Below are 21,798 nucleotides of genomic sequence, written 5' to 3'. Positions count from 1 at the left end.
CCAAGCGATGTAACCGGGCGTAGCCTTGGTCCAGCGCGAAGGTCGATCAATACCCTCTCCGCAAAACCATGGCGAAAAGTTGGACACTCTCGCGATAATTCAAGTCAAGAGTCGTGAGCCGAACGAGCCGGCGCGCTTGCGGCACAAGGCTGAGCGCCGAGCTTGTCGCCACCTTGCGGAATGCAGGAGCTTTTCGATAAGAGGAAGGTTCGCCAGATCATCGTCTGGCCGCGCTTGATCGGGCTTGCTCAAGCGCGGAAACGCGCCGCATGAATGGGCGCACGCAGCCCCGGCACGTGCCGAGGCCCATCATCTGCCGACTATCCGAGGACGCCGCAGACCATTGCCACCACGAACAGGAATGCCGCGGTGAAGATCGTCCCATGGAGCACCGTCTGAAGCCTGTGGCGCGTCGCGTGCGGCTTCTTGGTGGCTACCGAACCATAGTGGTTCACGTGAGTATGCGAAATACCCAGCTCTGCCATGTGTCGCCTCCGTTGTTCTCGTGCGGCCGGTTGTGCGGCTCGCTGTTATATTTCTTATTCCCTATAAGGTAGGTAGAGATAAATTTCCGTCCAGAGCGAGCGGAAGAGAAAATTCAACCGCTCTTTAGCAGAGCGTGCGCCATGCCCAGATCAATGAGCGCTCGATGGCGTTCTCGTTCTGCTGCAGATCGGAGGTCTCGGTCCCGATCAGGCGCCGGTCCTGTTCCGCCGGCATGGAGACCGTAATCTGTTCCTTGCGATCAGCCCTCACCGGAGGATCGAGATAGCCCATGGTCATCCCACCGAGAAAGAACATGCCTCGACCTCCATCGATCACGAAAGCTAACAATCGTTAACAGGATCATGACAGAAGCGGGGCGGCTGTCAATAGTCTAGTCGAATGGTCGTCTTTTAAGGGAACATTATCCTTAACGCCGCCGCCGGCCTTTTCTTTTCAATGGCCTGAAATGATTGCCTTTCAGGCTTTGACGAAACCCTTGCTCGCGATCATCAAATTTTTCGTGTAATCCTCCTGGACCGCGCCCCGTGCCAGTTCTTCCGAGCTCAACCGCTCGACGACGGCGCCGTTGCGCATCACCGCGAGCCTTTCGCACATGTGGGTGATGACGCCGAGGTCATGGCTCACCATGACGAAGGTAAGCTTGCGGTCGCGGCGGATCTGTTCGAGCAGGTTCAGCACCTCCGCCTGCACCGAGGCGTCGAGCGCCGACGTCGGCTCGTCGAGCAGCAGGATCGACGGTTGCACGATCAGCGCCCTAGCGATCGCCACACGCTGTCGCTGACCACCGGAAAGCTGATGCGGGTAGCGGAAACGGAAACCATTGCCGAGACCGACCTCGTCGAGCGCGCGGGCAATGCGCTTGTCCCTATCGGTAACGGCGTGGATCGCAAGCGGCTCGAGCAGCAGCCGGTCGATCGTCTGGCGCGGATGCAGTGAGCCATAGGGATCCTGGAAGACCATCTGCACGCGCCGATAGAAGGCCTTGCTGCGCTTTGAACCTTTCAGCTCTTCGCCGTCGATGCGGATCGCGCCGCCGCTGATCGGCGCGAGTCCGGCAACGGCGCGCAGCAAGGTCGATTTGCCCGATCCGGATTCACCGACGAGGCCGAAGGATTCACCGCGCTGGACGCTGATGCCGACATCCTTCAGCGCATGAAAATCATCGTAGACGACACTGAGATTGTCGACATGGAGGGCTGCGCTCATGCCGCCCACTCCGGCTTGCGGTCGAGCACCGGCAGTGGATGGCGGTTCGCGCCGATTTCCGGCATGCAGTTCAGCAGTCCCCGCGTATAGGGATGCTCAGCATGTTTGAGATCGGCGGCCGCGAGCTCTTCGACGATCTTGCCGGCATACATGACGATGACGCGATCGCAGAAGGAGGAAACCAGCCTCAGATCATGGGAAACGAAGATCAGCCCCATGCCGCGTTCGGAGACCAGCCTGTCCATGATCCGAAGCACATCGAGCTGCACCGTTACGTCGAGCGCCGAAGTGGGTTCGTCGGCAATCAACAGTTCAGGCCCGGCAATCAGCATCATGGCGATCATGGCGCGCTGTCCCATGCCGCCCGAAACCTCGTGCGGGTGCAGGTCGAAGACCCGTTGGGGATCGCGGATCTGCACCGCTTCCAGCATGGCGAGCGCCCGTTCGCGCGCTTCCGCTTTGCCGATCTTCTCATGGGTGCGCAGCGTTTCGCAGATCTGCCGTCCGATCGTCATGACGGGGTCGAGCGAATATTTCGGATCCTGCAGGATCATGGCGATGCGCTTGCCGCGCAACCTGCGCCTTTCGCCGGCAGACGCCTTGAGGAGATCGATGCCGCTGAAATCGAGCCTGTCGGCCGTGACGATGGCGTGTTTCGGCGTCAGCCCCATGATCGCCCGGCCAGTCTGCGACTTGCCGGAGCCGGATTCGCCGACGATGCCGAGCCTTTCCCTGCCGAGCGTGAAGGAGACGCCGCGCACGGCCTCGATCAGGCCGGTGCGGGTGGGATAACTGACCTTGAGCTTGTCGACCGTCAGAAGTGTCGTCATTGGCCGCTCTCCTTCGGATCGAGCGCGTCGCGCAGGCCGTCGCCCAAGAGGTTGAAGCCGAGGCTGACGATGAGGATGGCTATGCCGGGCATGGCCGCGACCCACCACTGATCGAGGATGAAGCGCCGTCCAGAGGCGATCATCGCGCCCCATTCCGGCAGCGGTGGCTGTGCGCCGAGACCGAGAAAGCCGAGGCCGGCCGCCGTCAGGATGATGCCGGCCATATCGAGCGTCACGCGCACGATCAGCGAGGAAATGCAGAGCGGCATGACATGACGCACGATGATGCGGAACGGCGAGGCGCCCATCAGCTTTACCGCCGAGATATAGTCGGAACGCCGGACCGTTAGCGTCTCGGCCCGAGCGATGCGGGCATAGGGCGGCCAGGAGGTGATGGCGATGGCGATGACCGCGTTCTGTATCCCGGGGCCGAGAGCGGCAACGAAGGCGAGCGCCAATACCAGCTTCGGAAAGGCAAGGAAGATATCGGTGATGCGCATCAGCGTCGCATCCACCCAGCCGCCGGCATAACCCGAGACCGTGCCGACGATCAGCCCGATCGGCGCGGAGATGATGGCGACGAGCACCACGACGAACAGAGTCAAACGCGATCCGTAGATCAACCGCGAATAGATGTCGCGGCCCTGATCGTCCGTGCCGAGCAGGTAGCCGGCCGTTCCCGGCGGCAGCAGGCGGGCATTGCGGAGATCGCCGACGACGGGGTTGTGCGTGGCGAGGAGATCCGCGAAAGCGGCGACGAGGAGCAGGGCGATGATGATCAGCAGGCCGACGACGGCGAGCCTGTTGGCCGTGAACTGCCGCCAGGTGACGTAAGCGCGGCCGAGGCGGGCCTGCCTGCGCGATTGCGGCCGGTCGGAAAGCAGCCATTCGCGGCGGCTCATCGCAGGAGAGGGGCTGGCAGGAGCCGTCATCGATTTCGCGTCCTCGGATCGAGCGTCCGGTAGAGAAGATCGGACAGAAGGTTGATGCCGATGAAGATCGTCCCGATGACGATCGTGCCGCCGAGCACGGCGTTCATATCGGCGTTCTGCAGCGAATTGGTGATGTAGAGCCCGATGCCCGGCCAGGAAAAGACGGTCTCGGTCAGCACCGATCCTTCGAGCAGGCCGGCATAGGAAAGCGCGATGACGGTGACCAGCGGCACGGCGGCATTGCGCAGCGCGTGGCCCCAGATCACCCGCGTTTCCGAAAGCCCCTTGGCGCGCGCGGCCACGATATATTCCTGCGAAAGCTCGTTCAGCATGAAGCTGCGGGTCATGCGGCTGATATAGGCGAGCGAGAAATAGCCGAGCAGCGAAGCGGGCAGGACGATGTGGCGGAAGACATCGTAGAAGACATCCCATTGCCCCTGCCAGGCGCTATCCAGAAGATAAAAGCCGGTGATCGGCGTGAACGTATATTCGAAGACGATGTCGATGCGGCCGGGGAAGGCCACCCAGCGCAGCTGCGCATAGAAGATGACGAGCGAAATCAGCGCCAGCCAGAAAATCGGCACGGAGTAACCGACGAGGCCGATGACGCGCACGACCTGGTCGGCGATGCTGCCGCGGCGCACGGCAGCGAGAACCCCGAGCGGCACGCCGACGCAGGCGCCGATCAGCGTTCCCAACGTCGCGAGCTCGATCGTCGCCGGCATGACCCGGCGGATGTCGACCATGACAGGATTGGTCGTCAACACCGAGTTGCCGAAATCGCCGGACAGGATGCCTTTGATATAGATGTAGAACTGCTGATAAAGCGGCAGGTTGAAACCCATCTCCTGGCGCACCCGCTCAACGACGTGGGTAGGAGCGCGGTCGCCGAGGATGGCAAGCACGGGATCGATCGGCACGACGCGGCCGATGAAGAAGGTGACGGCCAGCAGGCCGAGATAAGTGGTGACGGCGGCGAACAGGAACCGTCCCAAAGCCTTCGCGAAGGCGCCGGCACGGCCCTTGCGGGGCCGCGCCTCCCGTGTGGTTTCGATGGTGCTCACGCCGTTAATCCGCCGGTTTATTCCTTGGCGATCGGACCGACGAAGTTGGTGTCGAAGCTCGGCCCCAGCTTGAAGTCCTTCAGGTTCTTCCGATACCCGGCGACCTCGGTCTGCTGAAAGATGATGACGAAGGGGCTGTTGGCAAGGAACTTCTTCTGGACGTCCTGATACATTGCCGCACGCTTGGCATTGTCACGTTCGAGAAGTGCGGCCTTGGCTATCTTGTCGAGTTCCGGCGTCTCCCAGGTGTTGCGCCACGCGAGCGTCTTCACCGTGCCGGCATCGGAATTGTCCGGATTGCTGGTGAAGGTATCGGCGTTGGAATTCGGGTCGAAATAATCGGAGCCCCACTGGCCGATATACATGTCATGGGTACGGGCGCGGTATTTGGTCAGCGTCTGCTTGCCGTCGCCGGGGATGATTTCCAGCTTTACGCCGGCCTGCGCCAGCGTCTGCTGCATGGATTCGGCAATACCTGTCACCGGCTGCGTATTGCGCACGTCCATCGTCACCGAGAAGCCGTCCGGAACGCCAGCCTTGGCAAGCAGCTCCTTGGCCTTGGCGACGTCGAGCTTGTACGGGTTCTCGTCGAGCGCGCCGAGTTGGCCCTTCGGCAGGAAGGTCTGGTGGATCTCGCCGATCCCCTTGATCAAGGTCGCGCCGATCGCATCATAGTCGACCAGATATTTGAAGGCTTCCTGGACCTCGGGCTTCTTCAGGTTCTCGTTCTTGTTGTTCAGGCTGACGTAGTAGATCGTGCCCTTCGGTGCGCTTGTCGTTGCGAGATCGGCATTCTTGGACACGGCGTCGATATCGCCGGGCTCGAGATTGCGGGCGATGTCGATATCGCCGGCCTCCAGCGCCAGCCGCTGGGCCGAACTTTCCTTCATGTAGCGGTAGATGACGCGGTTGAGCTTGGCCTTGTCGCCGTAATAGTTGTCGTTGCGCTCGAGCACAACGACTTCGTTGGCCCGCCATTCGCGCAGCTTATAAGCGCCGGAGCCGGCATAACCGGTTTTCAACCATTCATTGCCGAAATCATTGTCGTATTTGTGCTCGGCATCCGGCGTCACCGCTTTCACATGTTCCATCACCAACTTCTTGTCGACGACGGAAGCGACGGTCGCCGTCAGGCAGTTGAGCACGAAGCTCGGCGCATAGGCCTTGTCGACGGTGAAGACGAAGGTGTTGGCGTCAGTCGCCTTGGCCTTTTCGGTGACATTGTCGCCGGTCAGGCCGAACTGGGTGAGGATGAACGCCGGGCTCTTGTCGAGCTTGACGGCGCGTTCGAAGGACCAGGCGACGTCTTCGGCGGTGATCGGATTACCGGAGGCGAATTTCATACCGGGTTTCAGCTTGAACGTATAGGTGAGACCGTCATCCGAGACGCTCCAGCTCTCGGCAAGATCACCCTTCACCTTGGATGTATCGGCAAGATCGAGGCGGACGAGCAGGCTGTAGCTGTTGCTGGTAATCTCCGCCGTCGAAAGCTCGAAGGCTTCGCCGGGATCCATGGTGATGATGTCGTCGATGGCCAAACCTTCGACCAGCGTGTCTTTGGGCGTTTCGGCAAAGGCGGCGGGTGCCGTCATCATCAGGAGCGAAAGGGCGGCTCCTGCGGAAAGCAGGCGGAAATTGCGGCTGAGCTTGGTGATCATCATGGTCTGTTCCCCTGTTCTTGATTGATTACGAAGCGTTTTGTCGGTCATATCCCATTAAAACTATTGTCCGTTTTCAGAGTATCCAGAGGCACGTGGCACTTTAGGCGCGGTCCTCTCGCCAAGCTTGCGCCAGAATACGAAGCCAATTTTCACGGGCAAGTTTCGTCAGGTCGGCTTCACCATATCCAACCTCCCGGAGAGCGGCAATCAGCTTCTGATTGCCGGCCGCATCGCCGATTTCCTCAGGAATGGTGGCGCCGTCGAAGTCCGATCCCAGCGCCACGCAATCAATGCCGATGCGGTTCACCAGATAGTCGATGTGGCGGATCATGTCGGCAAGCGGCGTATCGCTGTCCGAACGGCCGTCGTCACGCAGCATGGCCGTCGCATAATTGATCCCGACGAGCCCCCGGCTTTCGCGGATCGCGTCGAGCTGCCTGTCCGTCAGGTTGCGCGCGACCGGCGTCAGCGCATGCGCATTGGAATGGCTGGCGACCAGCGGCTGGTCCGTCGTCTTCGCTACGTCCCAGAAGCCTTTTTCGGTGATATGGGCAAGGTCGATCAGGATACCGAGGCGATTGCACTCCCGCACCAGCTCGAAACCGGCCTCGGTCAGGCCGGGCGCCGTATCCGGCGACATCGGGAAGGCGAAGGGCACGCCGTGACCGAAGACGTTGTGCCGGCTCCAGACCGGGCCAAGCGATCGCAGTCCCGCTGCATAGAATACTTCGAGAGCCGAAAGATCGGGGCCGATCGCTTCGCAGCCTTCCATATGCATGACGGCGGCAAAGATGCCGTCCTCCATGGCGCCGCGGATGTCCTTCACCGTCCGGCAGAGCCGCCAGGCGCCTGCCTGGTCGAGCCGCAGCGCGATCGCCGCCATTTCGGTGGCGATGGCGAGGGACGGCAGCGGATCGAGAGCGGCCGCCATCGGTGTGATGTAGCAGCCATCGGCATCCGGATCGGCGAAGACAAGATCGCCCGAAGGAATGTAGATGGCGCAGAGGCCGCCGGAAAGACCGCCCTCTTTCGCCCGGCGCGCATCGATATGGCCGGTCGTCGTGCCCTCTGCGAATTCCGCGATCGGGTTGCTGCCGTCTTTTGAATGGGTCCAGAGTCGAAGGAGAACGTCGTTGTGGCCGTCAAATACGAATTGCATCTGTCTTCCTGCGCTGCCCGAACGGGCCAATAAGCGGCAGAATAGAAAAGATGACGAAATTCGCCACCTCTTTTTTCGGTCATCTGCATCGTGGAGCATCACCAAAAAGGAAACGGGGGCCGAAGCCCCCGCAAAATTATCAAATCACATGGCCGTCGTCAGTGCTTGCGGCGCTTCTTCTGTCTGTAGACGTCGATGACGACGGCCGCGACGATGATGAAGCCTTTGACGATCTCCTGGTAATAGGCGTCGATCCTGAGGAAGGTGAAGCCCGAGGTCATGACGCCGAGAATGATGGTACCGATGACGGTGCCGGTGATGCGCCCGACGCCGCCGGTGAGCGAGGTGCCGCCGATGACGGTCGCAGCGATCGCGTCCAACTCATATCCGACACCCATGCTTGCCTGCGCGGTTTCCGCGCGTGCCGCCGTGACGATGCCGGCGAGACCAGCGAGCAATCCAGCAATCACATAGACTTTGACGAGGTGCGCTTCGATGTTGATACCTGAAACGCGGGCGGCCTGGGGGTTCGCGCCGATGGCGTAGGTGAACTTGCCATAGCGGGTGTAGCGCAGCGCGATATGGAAGATCAGTGCAACGACGAGGAAGACGACAACCGGCCACGCCTTCGTTCCAATGAAATGAAACTGCTCGGTGATGCCGGAAACCGGCTGTCCCTTCGTATACCACTTGGCAACACCCCTGGCGGAAACGAACATGCCAAGCGTTGCAATGAACGGCGGGATCTTCGTATAGGCGATGAGCGCGCCGTTCGCCAGACCTGCCGCCGCTCCGATCAGCAGACCGATCATGATGGGCACGAGCGCCGGAAGATCGGTCAGCGAAGGGAAGACGGCCCGCCCCCAGGTGGAGGACTGAGCGAAACTTGTTGCGATCATTGCCGTCATGCCGACGACCGAGCCCGATGATAGATCGATGCCGCCTGTTATGATGACCTGCGTGACGCCGACGGCGATGATGCCGATGACGGAGACCTGCAGGATCATGATTGTCAGGCGCTGCGAATTCATCAGGAAGCTTTGGCCGATGAACATCCAGCCAAGCGCTTCATAGATGAGCGCGATGCCGACAAGCACCAGGAAGATGCTGAGTTCCGGCGGCATACGCCGCCGTCTCTGCCGGGTTGCGAGCGGGGCCGTACCCTCTGCTGCCTTGGTACTCATATCAAACCTCCCTTAGGCGATCGCAAGCTGCGCATTACCGCGCAGCCAGCTCCATCACCTTGATCTGCGTTGCTTCATCGCGATTGAGGAAACCGGTCACCAGGCCCTCATGCATGACCATGATGCGGTCGCTCATGCCGAGAACCTCGGGCATTTCGGATGAGATCATGATAACTGCCACGCCGTTTCGCGCCATTTCCGTGACCAGCCGATGGATTTCCGCCTTGGCACCGACATCGATGCCGCGCGTCGGCTCATCGAGGATCAGGATCTTCGGATGGGTAAGCAGCCAGCGCCCGATCAGCACTTTCTGCTGATTGCCGCCCGAAAGGTTTTCCACCCGCTCGTAAAGATTGGGGGTTTTCACGCGCAGCCTTTTTGCCATGTCTTCGCAGGTTGCCTCGAGTGCGCCCTGCTGCACGAAACCACCCTTGACAAATTTGTCCTGCAGGACGGCGATCTGCATGTTTTCCAGAATATCCAGGATCAACAGGCAGCCGGTGTCTTTGCGATCCTCCGTCAGGAATGCCATCTGGTGACGGATGGCCTCGGTCGGCGAGGAAATCGTCACCGGCTTGCCGAACAGTTCGATCGTCCCGGAGCTTGCCGGTGTCACGCCGAACAGCGTTTCGGCGACATTCGACCGTCCGGAGCCGACAAGACCTGCCACACCGAGAATCTCGCCGGCCCTGACCTCGAAGGAAACATTGCGGAAGACGCCTTTGAGACAGAGGTCCTTGACGGAGAGCACGACCTCGCCGATCGGCACCTCTTCCTTCGGAAACATCTGGGTGATCTCGCGCCCGACCATCATGCGGATGATGTCGTCGCGGGTGACGTCGGTCGAGGCATGCGTGCCGATATATCGGCCATCGCGGAACACGGAAAACTCGTCGGCGATCTCGAAAAGCTCGTTCATCTTATGGGTGATGTAGACGATGCCGATGCCCTGGGACCTGAGATCGCGGATGATACGGAAAAGATGCTCGACCTCGCGCTCCGTCAGGGCCGAAGTGGGTTCGTCCATGATGAGGACATCGGAATTATAGGAAACCGCCTTGGCGATCTCGACCATCTGCCGGTTGGCGACCGAGAGGTGCCGGACTTCGATATCGGGATCGATATCAATATTGAGCCGCGCAAACAGCTCCTCGGTCATGCTGTGCATTACCCCATGGTCAATGAAACCGAAGCGGTTCTTCGGTTCGCGGCGGATCCAGATATTTTCGGCAACCGTCATGAACGGCATCAGGTTCAGTTCCTGATGGATCATGGCGATACCGTTCTCCAGCGCATCGAGCGGAGATTTCAGCTGGATCTCGACCCCTTTGAGGCGAATATCGCCCTTATCAGGCGTATAGATGCCGGCGAGAATCTTCATCAATGTCGATTTGCCGGCGCCGTTTTCGCCCATCAACGCATGCACGGAGGCGCGCTTCAGCCGGAACTGCACGTCATCGAGGGCGACGACACCGGGAAATTCCTTGCGAACGCCCTCGGCGCTCAGCAGATATTCCGCATTCGGAACTGCGCCGCTCGCACGCACGGCGGCCATGGTTGTCGGGCTGACGGCCATATCATCTCCTCCAAATACGGACAGGCGGAAAGGATGCGGGCAGAGCCCGCATCCTGTTGGCACTCGTCTCAGTTCTTGGTGACGAAGTCCTTGACGTTTTCAGGCGTGACGAGCTGGAAGGGAATGTACACCTTCTTCTCGGTCTTTTCGCCCTTGGCGATCTTGAGCGCCGTGTCCAGAGCGCCCTTGCCCTGGCCGGCCGCGTCCTGGAAGACGGTGACGTCGAGATCGCCGGCCTGCATGGCGGCAAGCGCGTCCTGGGTGGCGTCGACGCCACCGATAACGACCTTGCTCATATCCTTGCCGGCTGCCTTCAGTGCCTGGATGGCGCCGATCGCCATTTCGTCGTTGTTGGAGATCACCGCGTCGAACTCGATGCCGCTGGAGAGCCAGTTGGTCATCAGGTCGGCGCCCTGGGTGCGGTCCCAGTTGGCCGTCTGCTCTTCGACGATTTCAAGGCCCTTGCATTCATCGGTCTTGACGACGTCGTGGACATCCTGGGTGCGCATGCGGGCAGCCTGGTTGGAAAGCTCGCCCATGATGACGACAGCCTTGCCCTTGCCGCCGAGAATACGGCAGATTTCCTTGGTTTCCAGCGTGCCGGATTCCTGCTCGTTGGAAGCGACGAAGGCCTGCTTTTCCGGAAGCGTGTCGACGTTGACCGGCTGGCGGTTGACGTAAACCAGCGGAATGCCGGCATCGGCGGCAAGCTTGGACATCGCCGTCGTCGCATCGGTATCGACAGGGTTGACGATGATTGCATCGACCTTGGAGGCGATGAAATTCTGGATCTGGCTCTGCTGCTTGGAAACGTCGTTCTGCGCGTCTTCGACCTGCAGCGTCACGCCGGAAAGCGTCTTTGCATAATCGGTCATGCCGTTGCGCAGAACGGTCAGGAAGTTGTCGTCGAACTTCGCCATCGACACGCCAACCGTTTCCGCGTGGGCGGCCGTCGACATGACGAGCGCCATCGCAGTGCCCAGGATAAACTTTTTCATTTTTACTTCCTCCACAAAGCGGTGCCCGGCTGCACCCTCCTCACGCCGGAGCTCCAGGCATCTGCCCTGAAGCCGCAATTTGCTGCGCCGCCTCTCCCGCGACGTTCCGAAAACGGAACAAACAAACCGTAAAATTTGTTATGCGGAATATTCATTCCATTTTCTGGGAGCGACGTCAAGTCTCTCTTTAGCGGCACTCGGGATATTGATGGGGCAATGCAAGGGAATTGCGCGTGGCACATGCGTTCGGCGGCATTGCGCACGAAGTGGGCAGCCTCCATCTATGGAATGGTCGAAGACAGGCTCACCGCCGCAGGCCCTTCGACATCCGCCGCGGCCGCCCATTGAAGATTTTGGAGACAGGACTGATGTCCATTTCGATCTATCGCCTTACCGTTCCGATGTTCCAGCGCGGCCTCGCCAGCCTGAAGACCTATCTCGACAAGGCTGAAGCCTATGCGAAGGAAAAGAATATCGATCCCGCCATACTCGTCTGCGCCCGGCTTGCGCCCGACATGCTGCCGCTCGCCGGCCAATATCAGCGGGCCAGCGACAGCGCCAAGTTCACGCTCGCTCGTCTGACCGCAACCGACGCGCCGAAGTTCGACGATAACGAGACGACGATCGAGCAGTTGCGTGAGCGCCTGGCAAAGACCGACGCCTATCTCGCCACCTTCTCGGCGCAAGCGCTGGAGGGCGCGGAAAGCCGCCAGATCACTCTGCCGGGCAAGAGCGGCATCGTGCTGCAGGGTGACGAATATATCACCACCTTCGCCCTGCCGAACTTCTACTTTCACGTCGCCACCGCCCACGCCATCCTGCGCAACCAGGGCGCACCGATCGGTAAGCGCGACTATCTTGGTTGATTCAGGGCAATTCCAGCAAAAGCGCACAGCGGGTCTTACTGGAATTGCGTAAAATAAAGCGGGCGTTGCCGTCATTCGAAGAAGACGGAAATGCTCTACCGGGGTCGGTGCGTCACCGGCCCTTTTTCCGTCAGCTCGGTATAGGCAAGCGTCTGGTCGAGATGCCGCGCTCTCAGCGAGAGCAACTTCTCGGCATATTCAAGTCGGATCGCTGCATAGGCCGGATCCGCCGCGACATCGTCGAGCTCCATCGGATCGTCGCTGAGATTGAAGAGCAGCGGCGGCAGTGCGGCAAAGTGCACATATTTGAACCGATCGTCGCGAATCACGGCGAGATTGCACTGGTTCGGCCTCAGCCCGAAATGCCGTTCCGCCTCACCTTTGGCAATGTCGCGGAAATCGAATTCCCAGAATATCGCGTCGCGCCAGCCTTCCGCGCGCTCGCCCCTGATGAACGGCATCAGCGACCGGCCGTCGAGCCCGTGCTTTGGCTCGATGCCGAGCCTTTCGCAAAGCGTGGGAAAAATATCCGCAGCGCTGGTGAAATCGTCAACGATCCTGCCGGCCGCAGCGTTTGCGGGATCGCGGATTATCAGCGGGATATGGTAGCTGCCATCGTAGAAGCCACCCTTGCCGAGCGTCCAGTGATCTCCCGCCATCTCGGCATGGTCCGAGGTGAAGACGACGAGCGTATTCTCCCAGGCGCCCGCATCCTTCAGCGCCTGCCAGATCCGGCCGAGCTGCGCATCGACCTCTGAGATCATCCCGTAATAAATCGCCCGGATCGCCGCGAAGTCCATGCTGCTCCAGGCGCTGAGCGGTCCTTGCGTCCCGGGAATGAAGCTGCCCTTGTCGGAGAGCGGCAAGGCGTAGGCGAGATAGGGATGAGCTGTCTGTTCTGCTTCGGGGTTTTCCGCACGCGCAAAGGCCGGCCCGTCACCCGGCTTGTACATTCGGTTGAACGGCGCGGGCACGGAAAATGGCGGGTGCGGACGCAAGAAGGAGACATGCGCAAACCACGGCCGGTCCTGTTCGCCCATCCAGCGAATGAACTCGCCCGCCAGGAAGGCGGTCTGGGTCTCATCGCTGGAATAGGCTGGCGCAGCATCGGAAATTTCGCCGGCTTGCGCACCGATGGGGATATGGATGTCGCGGCTGACGGCGTTCAAATGGCCACGTGACCTGAGCCATGAGAGCCATTGCCGCTCATGCTCGGGCAGGAGTTGGCGAGCGGTAAAACCCGGCAACACGCCTTCATAGGTGGTCAGATGCGGGTCGGCCGCATCCATGCCGCGCGGATCGGGCGCCGTGTCGGTATAGCCGAACAGCGTCGGGTCGTATCCCGCCCGCCGGGCCGCCAGAGCCAGATTGTCGAAGCGCGCGTCGAGCGGCGAACCATTGCGGCAGACGCGGTGATTCATCTGATAAAGGCCGGTATAGAGCGTGGCCCGGGCCGGCGAGCAGGGGGCCGCCCCGGCATAATGCTGCCGGAAGAGCGTGCCTTCGCGTGCCAGCGCATCGATTTCAGGTGTTTTCACACAAGCATGACCGACCGCCGATAGGCAGTCGCCACGCCATTGGTCCGCGGTGATCAGCAGAATATTGGGCCGGCGGAGCTTCTCAAGGCGTTTCGGCTCAATGCTGCTTGGCTCAATGCTGGTTTGATTTTGCATGCCAGTTCCAGGCGGAACTTATGATCTCGGATAGATCGTACTGCGGCACCCAGCCGAGCACGTCGCGCGCCTTGTCGTTGTTGGCGACCAGCGTATGCGAATCCCCTTCGCGCCGGCCGATATATTCGACCGGGAAAGGCCGGTTCGATACGTCCTCGATCGCCCCGAGCAATTCCCTGACCGTCGTGCCCGTGCCGGTGCCGAGGTTGAGCGCGACGGAATCGCCGCCCTTCAGCAGATATTCGACGGCGCGCACATGCGCGTCGGCAAGATCCAGCACATGGATGTAGTCGCGCACACAGGTGCCGTCGCGAGTCTCGTAGTCGCTGCCGAACACCTTGAAACCCTGGCGACGGCCGAGGGCGGCGTCGATTGCCAAAGGAATTGCATGCGTTTCCGGCTGGTGCCATTCGCCGATCCGCCCTTCGAAATCAGCACCGGCCGCATTGAAATAACGCAGCACCACCGAGCGCAGGCCCTTGTACCGGTCGTAGTCGGCAAGCGCCTGTTCGACGATATATTTCGTCCGCCCGTAGGGATTGATCGGCACCTGGCGGTGCGTCTCGTCGAGCGGTACGCTCTGCGGCAGGCCATAGGTGGCGCAGGTGGAGGAGAAGACGAAGGCGTTGATGCCGGCCGCCTGCGCTGCCGAAAGCAGCGTCAAAGTGCCGATCACATTATTTTCGTAGAAGGAAACCGGATCCTTGACCGATTCGCCGACCTCGATCAGTGCAGCGAAATGCAGGATGGCCGCCGGCTTGTGCTTGGCCAGCACCTCGTCCAGCCGGGCACGATCGCGAATGTCGCCCTCTTCCGCCGGCCCCCATTTGACGAACTCGCGATGGCCGTTTGAAAAATTATCGAAGACGACGGGCCTATAGCCCTTGTTCGCCAGGTCGAGGCACGTATGCGAGCCGATATAACCGGCGCCGCCGACCACAAGAACCGTTTCACCTGCCATGCACCACCCTTAATCATCAGTGAGAGATGGAAGAAACCTAGACGAGATAGACGTCAATAAAAAGAAGGAACTGCGATCGGCACGAGCGGACAATACGTCAAAATGCCGAAACCGGCGGGTTTGCGATTTGGCCGAAACGGCGAAGTCGATCAATTATTCGCGTGATTTGCACGACCGCCCGATTTAAGCGGCTTGTATCATCGGGCGATGATCAACGATCCGCAGCAATCAGCCAGGGAGAACGGGAATGAGGAAGGCATTGATCGTCTGGGGCGGCTGGCAGGGCCACGAGCCGGAACAATGCGCCCACATCGTCGCCGATCTCCTGCGCGAGGACGATTTTGCGGTGGAGGTGACCGGCGATCTCGGCATATTCGGCTCTCCGAGCCTGGCCAAGGCGGATCTGCTGGTGCCCATCATCACCGGCGGAACGCTGGAAAAGCCCCATGCCAGCGCCCTGGTCGAGGCCGTGCGCGGAGGTCTCGGGCTTGCCGGCCATCACGGCGCGCTCGCCACCTCCTTCAAGGAAAGCGCGCCGTTCCGCTACGTCTCCGGCGTTACCTGGGTCGCTCATCCCGGCAACATCATCGACTTCCGCGTCGCTGTTACCCGCCAGGACGATCCGATCATGGAGGGCATTCCCGACTTCGACTACCATTCGGAGCAATATTACCTGCATTACGATCCCACGGTCGAAATCCTGGCGACCACCACCTTCACCGGCGCCTACGATCCGGCGGCGCGCAATGTGGTGATGCCCGTCGTCTTCAAACGCCATTTCGGCGCTGGCCGCATCTTCTATTCCGCTCTCGGCCATGTCGCCGCCGAGTTCGACCATCCCTATATGCCGCTCATCCTGCGGCGCGGCCTCGGCTGGGCTGCCCGCCAATAGTATCAGGACGACACATTGCCGCCTCCGGGCGGGGTGACTGCTTCAATCTGACAGGAAAAGGTTTTAACGCGCCGCTTTCAGCTGCAGGTCGTGCTCGACGGCGGGGACCCGCATCAGCCGCCCGGCCGCCTTCAGCTTTTCGATAAGGTCGTTTCCGTCGGGCGAGGCTTTGGTCAATTCCAGCTGCTCGAATTCCTTGAGCGCCTGCATCCAGTGGCTTTCACCGCGGCCTTCCGGCCTGCCTTCGGATTCCCACAGCGAATAAGCGCGCTGGCTGACCCAGGCGTCCCTATTGTGACTCATAACAAACCCCAGCGGAAAAATTGCAGGCAAATATCGATAGGTTCAAGGTTGCCAAAACCGGCTTTAGGAGTGGTTACGAGGGAGCGTTATTTTTTGGCTAACGGGCAACACCGCTTCGAAGGCATGGCACCTCGCGTCGCGCCTGCGGCCGTCTGTGCATCCATCGCAAGAAGGTCAACATCTCAGTCGTCACGACCGGTCAGAGGCTCGGCTTCACGCAGCTCGACGGCCGCATTTGGCTTGTAAGCTTCTTGCGCCACGATCTGGGATATATCGATTCGGAACAGAGGGCACTGCAGACCAGCGACAACCCATTCGGCACGAGGTTGTACCTATGTCCTAGGACAAACTGTTACCTGTGTCTCGGGATAGACCAAGAGAGAAACTGGAGCGGGCGAAGGGATTCGAACCCTCGACCCCAACCTTGGCAAGGTTGTGCTCTACCCCTGAGCTACACCCGCTCAATCCGCATCGGTCCGGGGTAGTCGTTGGACCGTGGGCGCCGCCTCGTGGCGACGGGCGCTATATGGCCTAACGGATTTTCAATTGCAACAGGGAAATGACGGAGAAGCGAAGAAAAATTGCGATGTTCGCACAAGCGGCGCGGAAAGGCCGCAAAACGGGGGCAGAGCGTCGGTTGCGAAGATTGCCAAACATTGTGGACGGACTTAATCAGGACGCCTCGACTTTTCCCTTACGCGCCGATGGATCGCCCAATGCCCGAAAATGCCCCCAAGACACGAGAAGAATTGTTCGCCTTCCTCGACGGGCTCGGCATCGCCCATAAGACAGTGGATCATGCGCCTGTTTTCACCGTGGCCGAATCGGTTGCGCTGCGCGATGAAATCCCTGGCGGCCACACCAAGAATCTGTTCATCAAGGACAAGAAGGACAGGTATTTTCTGCTGACCGTGGAGGAGAATGCCGAGGTCGACCTCAAGCAGGTGCACACAATCATCGGCGGCTCCGGCCGGGTTTCCTTTGGCAGGGCTGAGAAGCTGATGGAGTATCTCGGTGTCATTCCCGGGGCGGTCACCGCCTTCGGCGCGATCAACGATCGCGAAGCAAAGGTCACCTTCGTGCTCGATGCCGATCTGATGGAAGAGAAGATCGTCAACTGCCATCCGCTCACAAACGATGCGACGACATCGATTGCGAGCGGCGACCTCATTCGTTTCATGGAAGCGACCGGACATAAGCCGCTTGTCTTGAAAGTGACGTCCTGACATACGATTTTAGCGCTACAATGATGCCGGCAGGATCGGCGCGGCGGGAGATACCTATGAGCGGCAGCAACAACCCCTATAACGGTTCCTTCGGAAATCAGATGTCGGCAACGGCAAGCTTCGGCGCTCAGCCGGAAGCGGCGGCTGCGACCGGCAGCTACATCACCGACACGACGACTGCGAATTTCGGCAAGGACGTTATCGAGGCGTCGCGCAATCAGCCGGTGCTGGTTGATTTCTGGGCGCCCTGGTGCGGTCCCTGCAAGCAACTGACGCCAGTCCTGGAGAAGGTGGTCAACGAGGCCAAGGGCCGCGTTCGGCTGGTCAAGATGAACATCGACGACCATCCCTCGATTGCCGGCCAGCTCGGCATCCAGTCGATTCCTGCCGTCATTGCCTTCGTCAACGGCCGTCCGGCCGATGGCTTCATGGGCGCGGTGCCGGAAAGTCAGATCACTCAGTTCATCGACCGTATTGCCGGGCCTGCCGGTGCCGATGAGGCGGCCGAAATCGAAGCCGTGCTGACTGAGGCGGCGGAGCTGCTCGCTGCCGGCAATATCAACGAGGCCGCGCAGCTCTACGGCGCCGTCATGCAGGCCGATCCCGAGAATGCCAAGGCGCTTGCCGGAATGGCCGAATGCCTGATCGCCGCAAACCAGCATCAGCGGGCGCGGGAAACGCTGACTGATCTGCCGGAGGAGCTTGCGAAGGACGCCGGCATTCAGGCGGTGCTGAAGAAGCTCGACCAGATCGAGGAGGCGCGCAAGCTCGGCGATCCCGTGGCGCTCGAGCGGGAGCTGGCGACCAATCCCGATCATCACGAGGCGCGGCTGAAGCTCGCCAAGATCCTCAATGTCGAAGGCCGGCGGGAGGAAGCCGCCGAACATCTGCTTCTCATCATGCGCAAGGATCGCACCTTCGACGATGACGGCGCCCGCCGGCAACTGCTGCAGTTCTTCGAGGTCTGGGGTTTCAAGGATCCGGCGACGGTTGCCGCCCGGCGCAAGCTTTCGGCGATGCTGTTCTCTTAAGATGAATATTCGCCCCTTGCGTTTTTGGGCGGGGGCACCACATTCTCGTCAGGACGGGCATGCCCGTCTGCCAGAATGCGGGACGGTTTCATGCAAGTCGGTAATGCCAGATACCTGAAGCCGGGCGATCTGCCTGATGCGATCGCCGTCTTCCCCCTGACCGGGGCCCTCCTCCTGCCCGCCGGGCAGCTTCCCCTCAACATCTTCGAGCCGCGTTATCTGGCGATGCTGGATGCAGCACTTGCCGGAAACCGGCTGATCGGCATGGTCCAGCCGGCACTCGGCGAACATGAGGACAAGGGCGGCGAGCACAATCTTGCCGCCGTCGGCTGCCTCGGTCGCATCACCTCCTTTGCCGAGACCGGCGACGGACGCTATATCGTGTCGCTGACTGGCGTCTGCCGCTTCCGGCTCCTGGAGGAGAAGGTGACCAGCGATCCCTTCCGCACCTTCCGCATCGCACCCTTCATTGCCGATCTCTCGGCTGAGAACGAGGAGGAGGCGGTCGACCGCATGGCGCTGCTGACCGCCTTCAAGGCCTATCTCGATGCCAATAAGCTGGAGGCCGACTGGGAGAGCGTCGAGCGGGCCAGCAACCTGACGCTCGTCAATTCACTCGCCATGATGTCGCCGTTCGGGCCGGCTGAAAAGCAGGCGCTCCTGGAGGCGCCGGACCTGAAGACACGGGCCGAGACGCTGATCGCCATTACCGAAATCGTGCTGGCGCGGGTCTTCGGTGACTCCGATACGGTTCTGCAGTAGACTGCGGCCATGGACGAAAAACTGAGCCGCGTCGATCCGAAACTGCTGGAGCTCCTGGTCTGTCCGCTCTCCAAGGGTCGGCTTTCCTATGATCGCGAACATAATGAGCTCGTCTCGGAAAAGGCGCAGCTTGCCTATCCGATCCGCGACGGCATTCCGATCATGCTGGTGTCCGAGGCCCGCCGCCTCGACGAATAGCCTCGCCGAATTTGGCTAAATCGTCTGGCCGGCCAGCAGCCGCGGATTATCCTTTGCCGCTGTTCCGGCCGCCTGGCTGATGAAGAAGGATTTGAGGCGCGGCAGCCGGTCGACGATGCCCAGACCGACATCGCGGGCGATACGGATCGGCATTGCGTCGTTAGAGAAAAGCCGATTCAGCACGTCGGTCGTCACTCCCATACGGAAGGTGTCGAAGCGCCGCCAGGTCTGGTAACGCTCGAGGATGTTGATCGAACCGATATCGAGGCCGAGGCGGTCGGCCTCGACGATCGTTTCGGCGAGCGCCGCCACGTCCTTGAAGCCGAGATTGAGGCCCTGTCCCGAAATCGGGTGGATACCGTGCGCGGCGTCGCCGGCCAGCGCCAGACGCGGAGCGACAAAGGAGCGGGCAAGCGTCAGGCCGAGCGGAAAGGCGCGTTTGTCGCCGATGACCTTCAGCGCTCCGAGCTTATGGCCGAAGCGGCGTTCCAGTTCCTCCTCGAAGATCAGATCGTCGGCGGCAACCAGCCTGTCGGCATCATGCGTGCGTTCCGTCCAGACGAGCGAGGAGCGGTTGTTCCGGAGCGGCAGGATGGCGAAGGGGCCGGCCGGCAGGAAATGCTCCTCGGCACAGCCGTCATGCGGCCGCTCATGTTCGACGGTCGCGACAATGCCGGACTGGCCGTAGTCCCAGGTGACGGTCCTGATACCGGCGAGATCGCGCAGTCTCGAGCGCACGCCGTCGCAGGCAACCACCAGCCGGGATTCCAGGGTGCTGCCGTCCGAAAGCGTGACGCCGGCATGGCTGTCGTGGGTTTTGAGTTCGGTCGCGCTCAGTCCGTGGCGTATGTCGATACCGAGCCGTTCGCAGGCGCCGCGAAGCGCTGCGACCATGGCGACATTCGGAATCATGTGAGCGAAAGGCCGGCCTTCGGCCACTTCGCCGTCGAAGGTCAGGAAAACCGGGCGGACCGGATCGGAGGTTCGGGAATCGGTCACGATCATCTTGGTGATCGGCTGAGCTTCCGGCTCGATCTCGGTCCAGATGCCGAAGATTTCGAGCATCTTTGCGGCGGCAGCGATGACGGCGGAAGCGCGCTCATCGTTTTTCCAGACATGCTCGGGTGCGGCTTCGACCACCGAGACTTTCAGATGCGGTGCTGCCTGCTTGACCGCAACGGCAGCGGAAAGGCCGACATAGCCCCCGCCCACAACCAGCATATCAAGCATCACGCCGCTCCCGTACCTTGTGCCTCAGATGTGATCTATATAGATCATCGCAACTTCACTTCCTACCGCCGGGAGACATACAAAATGACGCGCGAAACAAACGGACCGTCGGCGATGGAGAGGCTGCTTGCGACGCTCGACCTGGAGCCGATCGAGGTCGATATCTTCCGTGGACGCAGTCCGCAGGCCGGCTGGCAGCGGGTCTTCGGCGGCCAGGTCATCGGCCAGGCGCTGATGGCGGCGCAGCGCACCATCGAGGCCGAGCGCTTCGTGCACTCGCTGCACGCTTATTTCATGCGCCCCGGCGATCCCTCGGTGCCGATCATCTACCAGGTGGAGCGCATCCGCGACGGATCGAGCTTCAACACTCGGCGCGTCGTTGCGATCCAGCACGGCAAGGCGATCTTCGCGCTGTCGGCTTCTTTCCAGGTGGAGGAAGCGGGCTTCGACCACCAGATCGCCATGCCCGAGGTGGCGATGCCCGAAGAACTGCTCGGCGAACAGCAGATCAAGGAGCAATATCTCGCGCATGCGCCGGATGCGATCCGGAAATACTGGGAGCGCGAGCGGCCGATCGAGATCCGCCCCGTCTCGTTGACCCATTATTTTTCCGACAGGAAGCTCGACCCCCGGCAGGACGTCTGGGTGCGCGCCACCGGTCCGGTTCCCGATGACCGGCTCTATCAGGCTGCGGTGCTTGCCTATCTCTCAGACATGACACTGCTCGATACATCGCTTTATGCCCACGGAACGTCCATCTTCGACCAGAGCCTGCAGGTGGCAAGTCTCGATCACTCCATGTGGTTCCACCGGCCCTGCAAACTCGACGACTGGCTGCTCTATACGCAGGACAGCCCCTCGGCGTCGGGCGCCAGGGGATTAACCCGCGGGAGCCTGTTCACGCGAACGGGTGTGCTGATCGCCTCCGTCGCGCAAGAAGGATTGATTCGGAAAAAGGCAAATGAATAAATAACAGGCATATTTGCAAATTTGCGCATTATTTGTGCGCTTATTGCTCGGTCAATTGCCTGTTTATTGGCACTGCTAATTATAGCATTTATTTTTCAATAGGTTAACTTCGGCTTCGAATCTGGCACGTCCTTTGAATGTATATCGCCGGTCGCTGTTCAGGAACGTCAGCGGCAAGGAGAGTCGGCTCCGCGCCGAGGATAACGAAGGATGGGAAACCAGATGAAAATTGTGATGGCTATAATCAAGCCGTTCAAACTCGATGAGGTCCGCGAAGCCCTTACGGCGATCGGCATTCAGGGCCTGACCGTAACCGAAGTGAAGGGCTACGGGCGCCAGAAGGGACATACCGAAATCTATCGCGGCACCGAATATGCCGTCAGCTTCCTGCCGAAGCTCAAGATCGAAATCGCGGTTGCATCGGAACTTGTCGACAGGGCGGTCGAAGCCATCGCGGCGTCGGCCAAGACCGGCCAGATCGGTGACGGCAAGATTTTCGTCTATTCGATCGACCATGCCGTGCGCATCCGTACGGGCGAAACCGATTCAGAAGCGCTGTAAGAACGGCAG

General features: G+C 60.6%; 23 protein-coding genes and 1 tRNA gene. 8 read left to right on the top strand and 16 right to left on the bottom strand.

Going from position 1 to position 21,798, the window contains the following annotated elements; genetic code table 11:
- Positions 1 to 320: 320 nt before the first annotated feature.
- The 11 genes from AMK02_RS31810 to AMK02_RS20200 all read right to left on the bottom strand — a co-directional run bounded on the left by AMK02_RS31810 (position 321) and on the right by AMK02_RS20200 (position 11,117).
- Positions 321 to 485 (bottom strand): hypothetical protein, encoded by a 165-nt coding sequence (locus AMK02_RS31810; protein ID WP_020922541.1) that lies wholly within the window; start codon positions 483 to 485, stop codon positions 321 to 323.
- 124 nt (positions 486 to 609) lie between these two features.
- Complete coding sequence (locus AMK02_RS20245) at positions 610 to 801, bottom strand: hypothetical protein (RefSeq protein WP_064805591.1); 192 nt, start codon at positions 799 to 801, stop codon at positions 610 to 612.
- A 162-nt stretch (positions 802 to 963) separates the two neighbouring features.
- Entirely contained in the window at positions 964 to 1,713 is a 750-nt protein-coding gene (locus tag AMK02_RS20240; RefSeq protein ID WP_064805589.1) for an ABC transporter ATP-binding protein, read from the bottom strand.
- Positions 1,710 to 2,543 carry an ABC transporter ATP-binding protein gene (locus AMK02_RS20235; protein ID WP_064805587.1) on the bottom strand — a complete coding sequence of 278 codons (834 nt, stop codon included), beginning with the start codon at positions 2,541 to 2,543 and terminating at the stop codon, positions 1,710 to 1,712. Before AMK02_RS20235 ends, AMK02_RS20240 begins: the two co-directional genes overlap by 4 nt.
- Positions 2,540 to 3,475 (bottom strand): ABC transporter permease, encoded by a 936-nt coding sequence (locus AMK02_RS20230; RefSeq protein WP_064805585.1) that lies wholly within the window; start codon positions 3,473 to 3,475, stop codon positions 2,540 to 2,542. Before AMK02_RS20230 ends, AMK02_RS20235 begins: the two co-directional genes overlap by 4 nt.
- Complete coding sequence (locus AMK02_RS20225) at positions 3,472 to 4,539, bottom strand: ABC transporter permease (RefSeq protein WP_064805583.1); 1,068 nt, start codon at positions 4,537 to 4,539, stop codon at positions 3,472 to 3,474. Before AMK02_RS20225 ends, AMK02_RS20230 begins: the two co-directional genes overlap by 4 nt.
- Before the next feature lie 17 nt (positions 4,540 to 4,556).
- Positions 4,557 to 6,200, bottom strand: a complete 1,644-nt coding sequence (locus AMK02_RS20220) for an ABC transporter substrate-binding protein (RefSeq protein WP_064805582.1) — start codon at positions 6,198 to 6,200, stop codon at positions 4,557 to 4,559.
- 100 nt (positions 6,201 to 6,300) lie between these two features.
- Positions 6,301 to 7,359, bottom strand: a complete 1,059-nt coding sequence (locus AMK02_RS20215; protein ID WP_064805580.1) for a dipeptidase — start codon at positions 7,357 to 7,359, stop codon at positions 6,301 to 6,303.
- A gap of 158 nt (positions 7,360 to 7,517) precedes the next feature.
- A complete protein-coding gene (locus AMK02_RS20210; protein WP_064805578.1) occupies positions 7,518 to 8,543 on the bottom strand; it encodes an ABC transporter permease in 1,026 nt (341 codons plus the stop codon).
- A gap of 34 nt (positions 8,544 to 8,577) precedes the next feature.
- Positions 8,578 to 10,119 carry a sugar ABC transporter ATP-binding protein gene (locus tag AMK02_RS20205; RefSeq protein WP_064805576.1) on the bottom strand — a complete coding sequence of 514 codons (1,542 nt, stop codon included), beginning with the start codon at positions 10,117 to 10,119 and terminating at the stop codon, positions 8,578 to 8,580.
- Positions 10,120 to 10,187: 68 nt separating this feature from the next.
- Positions 10,188 to 11,117, bottom strand: a complete 930-nt coding sequence (locus AMK02_RS20200; protein WP_064805574.1) for a sugar ABC transporter substrate-binding protein — start codon at positions 11,115 to 11,117, stop codon at positions 10,188 to 10,190.
- 368 nt (positions 11,118 to 11,485) lie between these two features.
- Between AMK02_RS20200 and AMK02_RS20195 the strand changes: the two genes are divergently transcribed.
- Entirely contained in the window at positions 11,486 to 11,983 is a 498-nt protein-coding gene (locus tag AMK02_RS20195) for a DUF1993 domain-containing protein (RefSeq protein ID WP_064805573.1), read from the top strand.
- A 95-nt stretch (positions 11,984 to 12,078) separates the two neighbouring features.
- Here AMK02_RS20195 and AMK02_RS20190 read toward each other — a convergent pair whose 3' ends face one another.
- Entirely contained in the window at positions 12,079 to 13,656 is a 1,578-nt protein-coding gene (locus AMK02_RS20190) for an alkaline phosphatase family protein (RefSeq protein ID WP_064805571.1), read from the bottom strand.
- Positions 13,634 to 14,617 (bottom strand): UDP-glucose 4-epimerase GalE, encoded by a 984-nt coding sequence (galE, locus tag AMK02_RS20185; RefSeq protein ID WP_064805569.1) that lies wholly within the window; start codon positions 14,615 to 14,617, stop codon positions 13,634 to 13,636. The genes AMK02_RS20190 and galE overlap by 23 nt, the downstream gene beginning before the upstream one ends.
- 247 nt (positions 14,618 to 14,864) lie before the next feature.
- Between galE and AMK02_RS20180 the strand changes: the two genes are divergently transcribed.
- Positions 14,865 to 15,509, top strand: a complete 645-nt coding sequence (locus AMK02_RS20180) for a ThuA domain-containing protein (protein ID WP_064805567.1) — start codon at positions 14,865 to 14,867, stop codon at positions 15,507 to 15,509.
- A 63-nt stretch (positions 15,510 to 15,572) separates the two neighbouring features.
- Here the strand turns inward: AMK02_RS20180 and AMK02_RS20175 are convergent, their stop codons facing one another.
- Both AMK02_RS20175 and AMK02_RS20170 read right to left on the bottom strand, forming a co-directional pair.
- The gene (locus AMK02_RS20175; RefSeq protein WP_064805565.1) at positions 15,573 to 15,812 is read right to left on the bottom strand and encodes a DUF2934 domain-containing protein; all 240 of its coding nucleotides are present in this window, start codon (positions 15,810 to 15,812) and stop codon (positions 15,573 to 15,575) included.
- A 386-nt stretch (positions 15,813 to 16,198) separates the two neighbouring features.
- Positions 16,199 to 16,273 (bottom strand) — tRNA-Gly (locus tag AMK02_RS20170).
- 255 nt (positions 16,274 to 16,528) lie between these two features.
- Between AMK02_RS20170 and AMK02_RS20165 the strand changes: the two genes are divergently transcribed.
- The 4 genes from AMK02_RS20165 to AMK02_RS20150 all read left to right on the top strand — a co-directional run bounded on the left by AMK02_RS20165 (position 16,529) and on the right by AMK02_RS20150 (position 19,029).
- A complete protein-coding gene (locus AMK02_RS20165; protein ID WP_064805563.1) occupies positions 16,529 to 17,038 on the top strand; it encodes a prolyl-tRNA synthetase associated domain-containing protein in 510 nt (169 codons plus the stop codon).
- A gap of 56 nt (positions 17,039 to 17,094) precedes the next feature.
- A complete protein-coding gene (trxA, locus tag AMK02_RS20160; protein WP_064805561.1) occupies positions 17,095 to 18,069 on the top strand; it encodes a thioredoxin in 975 nt (324 codons plus the stop codon).
- A gap of 75 nt (positions 18,070 to 18,144) precedes the next feature.
- Positions 18,145 to 18,831 carry an LON peptidase substrate-binding domain-containing protein gene (locus AMK02_RS20155; protein WP_170965840.1) on the top strand — a complete coding sequence of 229 codons (687 nt, stop codon included), beginning with the start codon at positions 18,145 to 18,147 and terminating at the stop codon, positions 18,829 to 18,831.
- Between the two features lie 9 nt (positions 18,832 to 18,840).
- Positions 18,841 to 19,029, top strand: coding sequence for a Trm112 family protein (locus tag AMK02_RS20150; RefSeq protein ID WP_003567459.1), 189 nt, complete (start codon positions 18,841 to 18,843; stop codon positions 19,027 to 19,029).
- 15 nt (positions 19,030 to 19,044) lie between these two features.
- On the opposite strand, the gene AMK02_RS20145 is transcribed toward AMK02_RS20150, so the two are convergent.
- Positions 19,045 to 20,259, bottom strand: coding sequence for a ubiquinone biosynthesis hydroxylase (locus AMK02_RS20145; protein WP_064805559.1), 1,215 nt, complete (start codon positions 20,257 to 20,259; stop codon positions 19,045 to 19,047).
- Positions 20,260 to 20,343: 84 nt separating this feature from the next.
- On the opposite strand from AMK02_RS20145, the gene tesB reads away from it, so the two are divergent.
- Together tesB and AMK02_RS20135 are read left to right on the top strand one after the other, a co-directional pair.
- Complete coding sequence (gene tesB, locus AMK02_RS20140) at positions 20,344 to 21,228, top strand: acyl-CoA thioesterase II (RefSeq protein WP_064805557.1); 885 nt, start codon at positions 20,344 to 20,346, stop codon at positions 21,226 to 21,228.
- A 210-nt stretch (positions 21,229 to 21,438) separates the two neighbouring features.
- Positions 21,439 to 21,789 (top strand): P-II family nitrogen regulator, encoded by a 351-nt coding sequence (locus tag AMK02_RS20135; protein WP_003543684.1) that lies wholly within the window; start codon positions 21,439 to 21,441, stop codon positions 21,787 to 21,789.
- Positions 21,790 to 21,798: the final 9 nt, after the last annotated feature.

Origin of the sequence: Rhizobium sp. N731 (genome assembly GCF_001664145.1) — a bacterium.
Lineage (GTDB): Bacteria > Pseudomonadota > Alphaproteobacteria > Rhizobiales > Rhizobiaceae > Rhizobium > Rhizobium esperanzae.
This window is presented reverse-complemented; position numbering and strand designations above follow the sequence as displayed.